At 67.0% G+C, this 12,456-nt stretch carries 12 protein-coding genes; 6 read left to right on the forward strand and 6 right to left on the reverse strand.

From position 1 onward, the window contains the following. Positions 1-204: 204 nt before the first annotated feature. Positions 205-1,101 carry an acetylglutamate kinase gene (gene argB, locus ACE3N9_RS12385; protein ID WP_374284047.1) on the reverse strand — a complete coding sequence of 299 codons (897 nt, stop codon included), beginning with the start codon at positions 1,099-1,101 and terminating at the stop codon, positions 205-207. A gap of 115 nt (positions 1,102-1,216) precedes the next feature. Continuing rightward, positions 1,217-1,870, reverse strand: coding sequence for a queuosine precursor transporter (locus ACE3N9_RS12390; protein WP_374284048.1), 654 nt, complete (start codon positions 1,868-1,870; stop codon positions 1,217-1,219). 120 nt (positions 1,871-1,990) lie between these two features. Between ACE3N9_RS12390 and ACE3N9_RS12395 the strand changes: the two genes are divergently transcribed. From ACE3N9_RS12395 to ACE3N9_RS12410, 4 genes are all read left to right on the forward strand, one after another. Continuing rightward, complete coding sequence (locus ACE3N9_RS12395) at positions 1,991-3,223, forward strand: NupC/NupG family nucleoside CNT transporter (protein WP_374284049.1); 1,233 nt, start codon at positions 1,991-1,993, stop codon at positions 3,221-3,223. 64 nt (positions 3,224-3,287) lie between these two features. Then, the gene (locus ACE3N9_RS12400; RefSeq protein ID WP_374284050.1) at positions 3,288-3,689 is read left to right on the forward strand and encodes a thermonuclease family protein; all 402 of its coding nucleotides are present in this window, start codon (positions 3,288-3,290) and stop codon (positions 3,687-3,689) included. 11 nt (positions 3,690-3,700) lie between these two features. After that, the gene (locus ACE3N9_RS12405) at positions 3,701-4,258 is read left to right on the forward strand and encodes a thermonuclease family protein (protein ID WP_374284051.1); all 558 of its coding nucleotides are present in this window, start codon (positions 3,701-3,703) and stop codon (positions 4,256-4,258) included. A 28-nt stretch (positions 4,259-4,286) separates the two neighbouring features. Next, a complete protein-coding gene (locus tag ACE3N9_RS12410) occupies positions 4,287-4,589 on the forward strand; it encodes a putative quinol monooxygenase (protein ID WP_374284052.1) in 303 nt (100 codons plus the stop codon). 19 nt (positions 4,590-4,608) lie between these two features. Here the strand turns inward: ACE3N9_RS12410 and ACE3N9_RS12415 are convergent, their stop codons facing one another. Beyond that, positions 4,609-5,373, reverse strand: coding sequence for a molybdopterin-dependent oxidoreductase (locus ACE3N9_RS12415; protein ID WP_374284053.1), 765 nt, complete (start codon positions 5,371-5,373; stop codon positions 4,609-4,611). Next, positions 5,370-6,101: a cytochrome b/b6 domain-containing protein gene (locus ACE3N9_RS12420; protein ID WP_374284054.1), complete on the reverse strand. Its 732-nt coding sequence runs from the start codon at positions 6,099-6,101 to the stop codon at positions 5,370-5,372. The genes ACE3N9_RS12415 and ACE3N9_RS12420 overlap by 4 nt, the downstream gene beginning before the upstream one ends. A 119-nt stretch (positions 6,102-6,220) precedes the next feature. Between ACE3N9_RS12420 and ACE3N9_RS12425 the strand changes: the two genes are divergently transcribed. Further along, positions 6,221-7,126, forward strand: coding sequence for a DMT family transporter (locus ACE3N9_RS12425; RefSeq protein ID WP_374284055.1), 906 nt, complete (start codon positions 6,221-6,223; stop codon positions 7,124-7,126). A gap of 144 nt (positions 7,127-7,270) precedes the next feature. Further along, positions 7,271-9,943 carry an aconitate hydratase AcnA gene (acnA, locus tag ACE3N9_RS12430; RefSeq protein WP_374284056.1) on the forward strand — a complete coding sequence of 891 codons (2,673 nt, stop codon included), beginning with the start codon at positions 7,271-7,273 and terminating at the stop codon, positions 9,941-9,943. A gap of 158 nt (positions 9,944-10,101) precedes the next feature. On the opposite strand, the gene ACE3N9_RS12435 is transcribed toward acnA, so the two are convergent. Continuing rightward, on the reverse strand, positions 10,102-11,172 hold the full coding sequence (locus tag ACE3N9_RS12435; RefSeq protein WP_374284057.1) for a PEP-CTERM sorting domain-containing protein: 1,071 nt from the start codon (positions 11,170-11,172) through the stop codon (positions 10,102-10,104). A 240-nt stretch (positions 11,173-11,412) separates the two neighbouring features. Next, positions 11,413-12,453 (reverse strand): Holliday junction branch migration DNA helicase RuvB, encoded by a 1,041-nt coding sequence (gene ruvB, locus ACE3N9_RS12440; protein ID WP_374284058.1) that lies wholly within the window; start codon positions 12,451-12,453, stop codon positions 11,413-11,415. Positions 12,454-12,456 lie beyond the last annotated feature (3 nt).

The raw sequence follows: 12,456 nt of genomic DNA on the forward strand, positions 1-12,456 counted from the left end.
GGCCATCCGGCCTGTCCTTGCAACACCAGCCCGCTCCCCCGGCCCAACCACCCGTTCAAGGTACCCTGTGGGTGGTTGGGCCGGGGGAGCGGGCTGGTGTTGCAAGCCAACTGCGGAGGCAGTTGGCGCATCAAACAAGGACTCGGGCAGGCCAGGACAAGGCCGATGCCTTGTCCGCACCGCCGTCAGCCGGACTAGAACTCATCAAACCCGGATCAGCGTTCCCGCCCCGCGCGAGGTGAAGATTTCCAGCAGCATCGCGTGCGGCACGCGGCCATCCAGCACCACGGCCGCCTCGCACCCGGCTTCGACCGCGTGGACGCAGGTTTCGAGCTTGGGGATCATCCCGCCGCTGATCGTGCCGTCCTGCTGCAGCCGGGCGATGTCGGCCGGGCGCAGGTCGGTCAGCAGGTTCTTGTCCTTGTCGAGCACGCCGGTCACGTCGGTCAGCAGGAACAGCCGCGCCGCGCCCAGCGCCGCCGCGATGGCGCCTGCCATGGTATCGGCGTTGATGTTGTAGGTATCGCCGTCCGCGCCGACCGCGATCGGCGCGATCACCGGGATCATCCCAGCGTCGGAAATGGTCTTGATCACCGAGGTATCGACCCGGTCGGGTTCGCCGACAAAGCCCAGGTCGACCACCTGTTCAATCTGCGAATCCGGGTCGCGGGTGGTCCGTTCCACCTTCTTCGCGGTGACGAGGCCGCCGTCCTTGCCGGAAATGCCCAGCGCCTTGCCCCCGGCCCCGGCGATCCAGCGGACGATTTCCTTGTTGATCGCGCCCGACAGGACCATTTCGGCCACTTCCGCCGTGGCCTTGTCGGTCACCCGCAGGCCATCGACGAAGCGGCTTTCAACGCCCAGCTTCTTCAACATGTTGCCGATCTGCGGGCCGCCGCCGTGGACCACCACCGGGTTGATCCCGACCGCCTTGAGCAGCACCACATCCTCGGCAAAGTCATGCGCGAGGTCGGGATCCCCCATCGCGTGGCCGCCGTACTTCACCACGAAAGTGCGCCCGGCATAGCGCTGGAGATAGGGCAGGGCCTCGACCAGCGTTTCGGCCTTGGCAAGCATGGCGGGATCGTGCGCGTCAGTCATGGCCGCGCGCATAGGCTCCCCCGCCCCCAATTTGAAGCGAATTTAGAGCCACCCTCTGTCTGTCGGCGGGCGCAGCGCCGGTCCGCGCCCCGTCTTTGCCGTGCAGGAACGGGAATCAAACCCGATCCAGCCGCTTCCCCAGCTTGACGAACAGCACGATCAGCGGCGGGACCATGATGGTCGAAAGGACCAGCTTGGAAATGATCTGCCCTTCCATGATCTGCCCCAGCGGCAGGTCCTGGCCATAGAAACTGATGGTGATGAACAGCACCGTATCGACCACCTGGCTGAGCAGGCTGGCCAGCCAGGCGCGCAGCACCAGCGCCTTGCCCTGCCCGCCGGCGATCCGCGAAAACAGGTAGACGTTAAGCGTCTGCGAGGTGCCATAGCTGATCAGCCCGGCAAACTGCATCCGCACCCCCTGGCCCAGCAAACGGGCGAAGGCGTCCTGATCCTGCCAGAACGAGGCGGGCGGAACCACGCGGATCACCACGGTCAGCATGATCATCGAGACAATCAGCGGGACAAAGCCATAACGCACCAGCTGGTTGGCCATCTTCTGCCCGAACAGTTCCGCCACGGCGCTGGAAATGATCACCAGGAACAGGAAGGCGAAGATCCCGCTTTCCACCGCCAGATCGCCCAGCAGCGGCCAGTGGCCAAGCGAGGCAAGCTTGGTGCCCATCACCCCGGCGAGCACGCACAGCCCACCGTAAAGCAGCGAAAAGGCGAACAGCGAGCGCGGGATCACGGGGGTCTGGTTCTGCATTGCAAAGGCTTAGCGAGGGACAGGCGGCGCGGCAACCTTCGCCAGCAGCGTCAAGGAATTGACCCGGCGCGCAAAGGCGTTACCAACACGCGCAACATCTTTTCGGGGGCAACGGCCTAAATGCAGATCGTCAACAGTGTGCTGGGCATGGCGCTGATCCTTGTGCTGGCCTTCCTGCTTTCGTCCGACCGCAAGGCGATCCGCCTGCGGGTGGTCGGCGCGGCCTTTGCGCTGCAGGCGGGCTTTGCCGCGCTGGTGCTGTATGTGCCGTGGGGCAACATGCTGCTGCAGACCATCGCGGCCGGGGTTTCCGCCCTGCTCGGCTTTGCCCACGCCGGGACTGAATTCATCTTCGGCCCGCTGGCTAAGCCCGAAATCGGCGGCAACAGCTTTGCCATTTCGGCGCTGCCGGTGATCATCTTCTTCGCCGCGCTGATCTCGATCCTCTATTACCTGGGCATCATGCAGCTGGTGATCCGCTGGATCGGCGGCGCGCTGGAAAAGATCACCGGGATCACCAAGGTGGAAAGCCTGTCGGCCGCGTCGAACATCTTCGTCGGCCAGTCGGAAAGCCCGCTGGTGATCCGTCCCTACCTTGCCGCGCTGACCCCCAGCCAGCTGTTCTGCCTGATGAGCGTGGGCATGGCCGGGGTCGCCGGCACGATCCTGGCGGCCTATGCCAGCATGGGCATCCGCATCGATTACCTGGTGGCCGCCGCCTTCATGTCGGCTCCGGGCGGGATCCTGATGGCCAAGATCATCATGCCCGATCCCAAGGACCAGCCGCTGGCCCAACCGGACGACGTGCCGGCCGTCTCGCTGGAGGAAGAACGCCCCGCCAACCTGATCATGGCCGCATCGCAGGGCGCGCAGACCGGGGTCAAGCTGGCGGTCGCGGTCGGCGCGATGGTGCTCGCCTTCGTTGCGCTGGTGGCGCTGGCCAACGGCATGCTGGGCACGATCGGCGGCTGGGTGGGCAAGCCCGACCTGTCGTTCCAGATGATCCTGGGCTATGTCTTTGCCCCGGTGTTCCTGCTGCTGGGCGCGCCGGACTGGGCCGAAGCGATGCGCGCGGGCGGCTTTTTTGGCTCCAAACTGGTGCTCAACGAATTCGTCGCCTTCATCGATCTGGGCGCGGCCCAGGACCTGTCGGCCAAGACCGTGGGGATCGTCACCTTTGCGCTGTGCGGGTTCGCCAACTTCAGCTCGATCGCGATCCAGATGGCGGTGACCGGGGGGCTTGCCCCCAACCAGCGCCCGGTGATCGCGCGGCTGGGGCTGAAGGCGCTGGCCGCCGGCGCCCTGTCCAACCTGATGAGCGCGGCGCTGGCCGGACTGTTCCTTTCGCTCTGATCCGGATCAAAACCACGGGTTTGCACGGATAGGCCGGCGGGCGCTTCTGGCCGAGGCGGGGGCCATGCCCCTGCCGCTTCCCCTGCTGTCCGCCGCGCTGTTTGCGCTGTGCCAACCCGGTCCGCGCACCACTTGCGTGGTCGATGGCGATACCTTCTGGCTGCAAGGCGAGAAGGTACGCCTGGCTGACATCAACGCGCCCGAGACCCATTCCGCCGGCTGCCCCGCTGAGCAGACGCGCGGTGAGGCGGCAACGCGGCGGCTGATCGCGCTGCTCAACCAGGGGCCGTTCGAACTGGTCACCGAAGGGCGCGAGCGCGACCGCTATGGCCGCCAGCTGCGCGTGGCCAGTCGCCGGGGCAAGAGCCTGGGGGCGCAGCTGGTCGCCGAAGGACTGGCCGAACCCTGGCGCGGCCGCCGGTCGGACTGGTGCGCGCTGCTTGCACAGGATTCAGCCCCGCGTTAGCCCCCCGGGTTATGTCCTGGCCCCGTCGCAGATCCAGCTATGGCCGCGTCCTGCCGACCCATCGCTGGCAGGGCCTGACGCGCGGCCAGCGGTTCTGGCGGGCGTTCAGGCCGTGGCTTTACACCGCCGCGCTGCTGCTGGCCTGCGCCTTGCTGGCGCGGCTGTGGCCCAGCCCGGCCCCGCCGCAAAGCGTGGAACTGATCAGCGCCCCGTTTACCCGCTGCGGGCCCGGCGCGGCTGAAAACTGCGTGATCGATGGCGACACGATCCACATCGGCACGCGGCGCATCCGCGTCCAGGGGATCGACGCGCCGGAACTGCACCCGCCGCGCTGCCCAAATGAACAGGCGCTGGGCGAGCGGGCCGCCGCACAGCTGCTGGCGCTGATCCGGCAGGGGCCGTTCATCCTGACCGGCGCCGACCCGGTGGCGCGCGACGAATACGGGCGCGAGCTGCGCGTGCTGTCCCGCACCCGGCCCGATGGCTCGGTCCAGTCCTTCGCCGATGACATGGTGGCCAGCGCCGCGGCGCGCCGTTACGAGCGCGGGGCTAGACAACCGTGGTGCTGATTCGCGCGCGGAATAAAAGGAGAGAGAGATGCTGCTGATCAACGGCTGGCTGAAGCTGGCAACCGGCGAATTCGACAAGGTGCAGGCCGATGCTGTCGCCATGCTCAAAGCGACCAACCAGGAAGCGGGCTGCCTGCACTATTCCTTCGCCCGCGATGTCGAGGACCCGGACCTGATCCGCATCGCCGAACGCTGGGAAAGCGAAGAAGCGCTAGCCGCCCATTCCGCCAGCGCGCACATGGGCGCGTTCCAGAAGGCGCTGGGCAGCGTGAAGCTGGAAGGCGCGGACCTGTGGCTCTATTCGGCCGAGGCGGTGAAGAAGCTGATGTAATCCGGCTGGCTGGGGAGGATCAGATACCCGCGTACCACTGGTAATCGCGGTGATCCTCCCAATAGCCGCCCTTGCCGCCGAACAGGCCGGTCAGGCTTGCCACCAGCTGGATCCGCATGACGAACTTGGCGTGCTTGTATCCCAGTTGCCGTTCGACCCGCAGGCGCAGCGGCGCGCCGTACCGTTCAGGCAGCGGCGCATCGTTCATCCGCCAGGCCAGAATCGTCTGCGGGTGGAAGGCATCGATCAGGTCGATCGATTCGTAATAGGGCCGCCCCCCGATCCGGTCGGCACAGTGGAAGACCGCATAGCGCGCGGCGGGGAGCAGCCCGGCCATGGCCAGCACCTGCCCCAGCCGCGGCCCCTGCCATTTGCCGATCGCGCTCCACCCTTCGACGCAATCGTGCCGGGTGATCTGGCTGCGCTGCGGCATGGCGCGCAGGGCCGACAGCGGCAGGTCGAGCGCGCGGTGCACCAGCCCGTCCACCCGCAGCGCCCAGCCTGAAAAGCCAGTGGCGAGGTGCGCCCGGTAAACCGCATCCGCCACGCTGGTGCTGCCATTGGCGCGGAACGTAGGTGACATGTCGCTTTCGGCAAATTCCCGCGCCAGGGCATCGCCCATCAGCAACCGCTGGGCGCGCTGGTTGAGCGCGGTGGCCCCGTGCAGCATCTCGCGCCAGCCCGCGTTGTCGTTCAGCCGGTCGCACCCGCCCAGCAGCAGCCCGCCCGCCCCGGCGGCACCCAGGCCGAGCAGGCGGCGGCGGGTCAATTCACGGTCGCTCATCCCCGCTCCTTTGGCAGGCGATACCACCCGGTCAGCATCGCGCGCAGGCCATTGATCGGCCCGGCCAGCAGCACCATCGCCAGGTGCACCACGAAGAAGGCCACCAGCCCCCCCGCGGCCAGGAAATGCAGCGACCGCGCCGTCGCCCGCCCGCCCAGCGCCACCGTCAGCCGCAATGCGGCGTCGAGCGCGGGCGACATGGCCATGCCGGTCACGATCACCAGCGGGATCAGCCCCGCCAGCACAGCGGCATAGGCCAGTTTCTGCAGCGGTTTGTAACGCAGCGCCGCTGCCCCGCGCGGGAAGCGCAGCGCCAGGTGATCGCGCAGGTCCTGCCACAGGTGCGCCGGGGCCAGGTCCGCCCGGCGCGGCAGCACTTCGCGCGTCAGCCGCCAGCGCCGCAGGTTCCAGCCGAGATAGAGAACCCAGGCCGGGGCCAACAGCCAGGCGAAGAAGAAGTGCCACAGCCGCGCATCGGCCAGGTTGTAGGCAGAAGGAATGGTGATCCAGCCCGGAAAGGGCAGGCCATCCTGTCCCCACAGGTCAAGCCAGGCCTGGGCCGCTTCCGATCCCGCCTCGCCCCAGTAGAGCCGGGGGTGGGCGTTGAAGATCATCAGGCCGCTCATCAACAGGACCGCCATGGCCAGCAGGTTCAGCCAGTGCCACGCCCGGGTCGGCCAGCCATGCCGCCGCACCAGATCGCCGCCTCGTGGTTCAGCCTGCTCCATGCCGGGCAGACTAGGCCGAAGCGCGGGCCGACGCCAAGTCCATTCGACCGGCGACTTGCCCCGCCCTTGCGCCGCACGGGCGGCTCCCCTACCCCCGGCGCGCAAGGGGAAAAGCGCTCGTGTCATCCGGTTCAGGTTCGTTCCATCGCGATCATCCCGCCGCGCCGTTCGCGGCGGTCACGCTGGGCATTGCGCTGTTCAGCGTGATGGATGCGCTGATGAAGAACGCCTCGATCGCTGCAGGGGCCTATAATGCCATGCTGCTGCGCTCGGTGTTCGGCACTGCCCTGATGTTCCCGCTGTGGAAGTGGCGCGGCGGCCAGTGGCCGGACCGCGCGGCGATGAAGCTGCACGCGCTGCGCGGCGCGGTCAGCGGGGCCATGGCCACCTCGTTCTTCTGGGGGCTGGTGCGCCTGCCGATGGCCGAAGGCATCGCCTTGTCGTTCATCGCCCCGCTGATCGCGCTGTACCTGGCATCGGTCCTGCTGGGCGAACAGGTCGGCAAACGGGCCCTCATCGCCTCGCTGCTGGGGCTGGCCGGGGTGCTGGTGATTGCCGCCGGGCGGCTCGGCGAAGGCCAGTTCAGCCGCGATGCCGCCTGGGGGATCGGCTCGATCCTGCTGTCGGCGGTGCTCTATGCCTTCAACCTGATCCTGCAGCGCAAGCAAGCGCAGATGGCCGGCCCGATCGAGGTGGCGCTGTTCCAGACGGTGTTCGTCGCGCTGTTCCTGGGGCTGGCCGCGCCGTGGCTGGCCGCCGTGCCGGGGACCCGCGCGCTGGTCGACATCTTCGGCGGGGCCGTGCTGGCGATGATTTCGCTGATGGTGATCAGTTGGGGCTATGGCCGGGCCGAAGCCCAGGCCCTGCTGCCGATCGAATATACCGCCTTCGTCTGGGCGGCGCTCATGGGCTGGTGGATGTTCGCCGAACCGGTGACCGTGGCGACCCTGCTGGGCGTGGTCCTGATCGTGATCGGCTGCTGGATTGCCGCGCCCCGGGTCCATATCGAGGAAACCGCGCTTTAGAGCCGGTTCAGAGGTTGTTTTGCCAGTCCAGCCCCTTGACGCAGGCTAGATTCGCGCGCATCGGCGGCGCCGACGAACCGGCCCTGCTGCGGTGGTACTGCGCAGGTTCCCCCAGGGCGGTTTCACATCAGGAGATCACGCAGCATGACCCAGGTCGGACAGGACACTCTCGGCACGCGCAGCACGCTGACCGTTGGCGGGCAGGACTATGCCTATTACTCGCTGAGCAAGGCCGCCGCCAAGTTTGGCGACATCAGCCGCCTGCCGTTCAGCATGAAGGTCCTGCTGGAAAACCTGCTGCGCTTTGAAGACCGCGGCTTCACCGTTTCGACCGACGACGTGAAGGCCGTGGTCGACTGGCAGAAGAACCCCAGCGAAAGCAGCAACGAAATCCAGTACCGCCCGGCGCGCGTGCTGCTGCAGGATTTCACGGGCGTGCCCTGCGTGGTCGACCTGGCCGCGATGCGCGATGCCATCGCCACGCTGGGCGGCGACACCAGCAAGATCAACCCGCTGGTCCCGGTCAACCTGGTGATCGACCACTCGGTGATGGTCGACGAGTTCGGCCACCCCAAGGCGTTCGAAGAGAACGTCGAGATCGAATACCAGCGCAACATGGAGCGCTATGACTTCCTCAAGTGGGGCTCCAAGTCGCTCAACAACTTCTACGCCGTGCCCCCGGGCACCGGCATCTGCCACCAGGTGAACCTGGAAAACATCGCGCAGACGGTGTGGACCAGCAAGGACCAGAACGGCGTCACCGTCGCCTATCCCGACACCTGCGTCGGGACTGACAGCCACACCACAATGGTCAACGGCCTGGGCGTGCTGGGCTGGGGCGTTGGCGGGATCGAAGCCGAAGCCGCGATGCTTGGCCAGCCGGTCTCGATGCTGATCCCCGAAGTGGTCGGCTTCAAGCTGACCGGCACCCTCAAGGAAGGCGTGACCGCGACCGACCTGGTGCTGACCTGCACCAACATGCTGCGCAAGCATGGCGTGGTTGGCCGTTTCGTCGAATACTATGGCCCGGGCCTCGCCGGCCTGACCCTGGCCGACCGTGCGACGCTGGCCAACATGGCCCCGGAATACGGCGCGACCTGCGGCTTCTTCGGGATCGACGACAAGACGCTGGACTACATGCGCCTGACCGGCCGCGACGAAGCGCAGATCGCGCTGGTCGAAGCCTATGCTAAGGAACAAGGCTTCTGGATCGACCCGTCGGTCGAACCGATCTTCTCCTCGACGCTCGAACTCGACCTCGGCACCGTGGTGCCCAGCCTCGCCGGTCCGAAGCGCCCGCAGGACCGCGTTTCGCTGCCCGACGTCGACGACGTGTTCGCCAAGGACATGGCCGAAACCTACAAGAAGTCGAACCAGCGCGTCCCGGTCGAAGGCAAGGACTTCACCGTCGGCGATGGCGACGTGATGATTGCCGCGATCACCAGCTGCACCAACACCAGCAACCCGGGCGTGCTGGTTGCCGCCGGCCTCGTCGCCAAGAAGGCCGATGAGCTGGGCCTCAAGCCCAAGCCCTGGGTCAAGACCAGCCTCGCCCCGGGCTCGCAGGTCGTCACCGACTATCTCGAAAAGGCCGGGCTGCAGCAGCACCTCGACAACGTCGGGTTCAACCTGGTCGGCTATGGCTGCACCACCTGCATCGGCAACTCGGGCCCGCTGGCCGAACCGATCAGCAAGGCGATCAACGAAAACGGCCTGGTCGCCGCAGCGGTGATCTCGGGCAACCGCAACTTCGAAGGCCGCGTTTCGCCCGACGTGCGCGCCAACTTCCTCGCCAGCCCGCCGCTGGTCGTGGCCTATGCGCTCAAGGGCACGGTGATCGACGATTTCGTCACCACCCCGATCGGCACGGGCAAGGACGGCCAGGACGTGTTCCTCAAGGACATCTGGCCGAGCAACCAGGAAGTCGCCAGCACCATGGCCACCTGCATGGACCGCGCGATGTTCCAGGCCCGCTATGCCGACGTCTACAAGGGCGACAAGCACTGGCAGGCGATCAACGTCACCGGCAGCGAAACCTACTCGTGGCGCGCGGGCAGCACCTATGTCGCCAACCCGCCGTACTTCGAAGGCATGAGCATGACCCCGGCGCCGGTCACCGACATCGTCGAGGCCAAGCCGCTGCTGATCCTGGGCGATTCGATCACCACCGACCACATCAGCCCGGCCGGCAACATCAAGGCCGACAGCCCGGCTGGCCAGTGGCTGATGGAACACCAGGTCGCCAAGGCCGACTTCAACTCCTACGGCGCGCGCCGCGGCCACCACGAAGTGATGATGCGCGGCACCTTTGCCAACATCCGCATCCGCAACGAAATGGTCCCCGGCGTCGAAGGCGGGATGAGCCGCTTTGGCGAGGAAGTGCTACCGGTCTATGATGTGGCGATGAAGCACAAGGCCGCCGGCACGCCGATGGTCGTTGTCGCGGGCAAGGAATACGGCACCGGCTCGTCGCGCGACTGGGCGGCCAAGGGCACCAACCTGCTGGGCGTGCGCGCGGTGATCGTCGAAAGCTTCGAACGCATCCACCGTTCGAACCTGGTCGGCATGGGCGTGCTGCCGCTGCAGTTCAAGGACGGCGAAACCCGTGAAACGCTGGGCCTGACCGGCGACGACAGCTTCACCATTCTGGGCGTCGCCAGCCTCAAGCCGCGCCAGGACGTGGAAGTCGAAGTCACCCGCAAGGATGGCTCGAAGTTCACCTTCACCGCGCTGTGCCGGATCGATACCGCCAACGAAATCGAGTATTTCAACAACGGCGGCATCCTGCACTACGTGCTGCGCAAGCTGGCGGCCTGACCGCCCGCGCCTTTGCGCCACAAGGGGCGCCGTCCAGACCGGACGGCGCCCTTTTTGTTGGTGCTATCCCGGCCTGATGGATCGGGCATGCCGCGCCGCGCACAAACGAAAAGGGCGGCCACACGGACCGCCCTTCCCCCAAGTATCGGTTTTGACTGTCAGGCCTGCGATGCCCGCTTGCCCAGCCGGCGGCGGCCCACCAGGGCCGCAGCCGCCGCACCGAACAGCAGCAGCATCGGCGGGGCCGGCACATCGGTGCCGCCATTCGTGCCGCCCGACGAAGTCGAAGTGGACGTGGACGTCGACGACGAGGAACTGGTCGAGCTCGAGGTCGAGGACGACGAGGTCACATTGCCCGAGCTGCTGGTGCTCGAGCTGGTCGACACGTTGCCCGACGAAGAGGTCGAGCTGGACGTCGAAACGTTGCCCGAAGTCGAGGACGAGGACGTGACGTTGCCCGACGACGAGCTGGTCGAGGTGACATTGCCCGAGCTGGTCGAGCTGGAGCTGGTGATCCCGCCCGACGAGCTGGAAGTGGTCGAGGTGCTGGTCACGCCGCCGGTCGAGGTCGAGACACCGCCGGTCGAGGTCGAGACGCCCCCGGTTGAGGTCGAAACCCCGCCCGTCGAGGTGGAAACACCGCCGGTGGACGTGGTCGACGAACTGGTGATCCCGCCAGTGGTGGTGGTACTGGTCAGCCCGCCGGTCGAAGTCGAGGTGGAACCGCCGGTCGACGTGAAGCCGCCGGTCGAGGTCGAGGAACCGCCGCTCGAGCTGGAAGTCGAGGTCGAGCCGCCCGAAGTCGTCGTCGAGACCACGACCGAGCCGCCGCCACCGCCGCCGCCACCGCCGAAGAAGCCGCCAAAGAAGCCGCCACCAAAGCCGAAGCCGCCCGAACCGCCAATCACGGTCACTTCGCCGCCGCCGCCAGCCGGGGCCGGCATCTGGGGAAGCTGCGGCAGGGGCATGGCCATGGCCATCTGCGGCGCTTCGGGCGCAGCGCAGCTGTAGCTGCGGGTCACGACGCGGCGGATGCGCTTCATCTTGCGCGGTTCGGCCGCAGCCTGGCGCCGCACGATCTTGCGCTTGGCCTTGGTGCTGTTCGCCGCGCTGCCCTTGGCATGCTTGACGTATTGCACCTGCTGCGCCGGCGCTTCGGCGACATGCACCGCCCCGCCCCCGATCACAGCACCGCCCGCTGCGAAAGCGGACAATTTCACCAGTGCCATCCGAACCGACATAAGCTCTGCTCTCTTTAGCTCTACAAGGAGCGAACCGGCTGCATCGGTTGCAACCTCCACGCCCCTGTAAGGCCAAAAACGCAGAGGAAAGTTAAAGCGGCAATCGCGTTAACCGTGTTTTTGCGGTCCCGGATCGGGATTCTGCCTGCGGCCCGCACGTGCCACGGTCATCTGTCCCATTATGGAACCAAATGGGCGGCAAATGCCAATGATCCCAAGGGTAAAGGGTTAATCCGCAGCGGGATCGTCGCCCTCGAACAGGCCCTGCTGGCTGCCGCCCGGCGGGGTGATTCCCAGGTGCTTCCAGCCCCGCTCGTTCAGGCAGCGCCCGCGCGCGGTGCGCGCCACCAGCCCCAGCTGGATCAGGTAAGGCTCGATCACTTCCTCGATCGTGTCGCGCGGTTCGGACAGGCCCGCCGCCAGCGTTTCGACGCCAACCGGCCCACCCTTGTAGATATCGGCGATCATGTGGAGATAGCGCCGGTCCTGCGCATCGAGCCCCAGCGCGTCCACTTCCAGCCGGGTCAGCGAATCGTCCGCCAGGGCGCGGTCGATCGTGCCCTGGCCGCCGACGTGGGCGAAATCGCGCACCCGCCGCAGCAACCGCCCGGCCACGCGCGGCGTGCCGCGCGCGCGCCGCGCAATCTCGCGCGCACCGTCGCTTTCGATGCCGATGCCCAGCAGCCCGGCGCCGCGCGCGACCACCCGTTCCAGTTCATCGACGGTGTAGAAGTTGAGCCGCACCGGAATCCCGAAACGGTCGCGCAAGGGCGTAGTCAGCAGCCCCTGCCGGGTCGTTGCGCCAACCAGGGTAAACGGCGGCAGGTCGATCCGCACCGAGCGCGCCGAAGGCCCCTCGCCGATGATCAGGTCGAGCGCGCGGTCCTCCATCGCCGGATAGAGCACTTCCTCGACCTGGGGGTTGAGGCGGTGGATCTCGTCGATGAACAGGACGTCGCCTTCTTCCAGGTTGGTCAGCAGCGCGGCCAGATCGCCCGACTTAGCGATCACCGGCCCGCTGGTGGCGCGAAACCCCACCCCCAGCTCGCGCGCGATGATCTGCGCCAGCGTGGTCTTGCCCAGCCCCGGCGGGCCGAAGAACAGCACATGATCCATCGCCTCGCGCCGGCTTTTGGCGCTTTCGATGAACACCCTGAGGTTATCCTTCGCCGCCGCCTGGCCCACGAATTCGGCCAGCGTTTTCGGCCGCAGCGCCGCATCGGCATCTTCCACCTGGCGCTGGGGGGTAAGGAGGGGGTTATCGGTCATGGC

Source organism: Novosphingobium sp. (assembly GCF_041905565.1).
In the GTDB taxonomy this organism is placed as follows: Bacteria; Pseudomonadota; Alphaproteobacteria; order Sphingomonadales; family Sphingomonadaceae; genus Novosphingobium.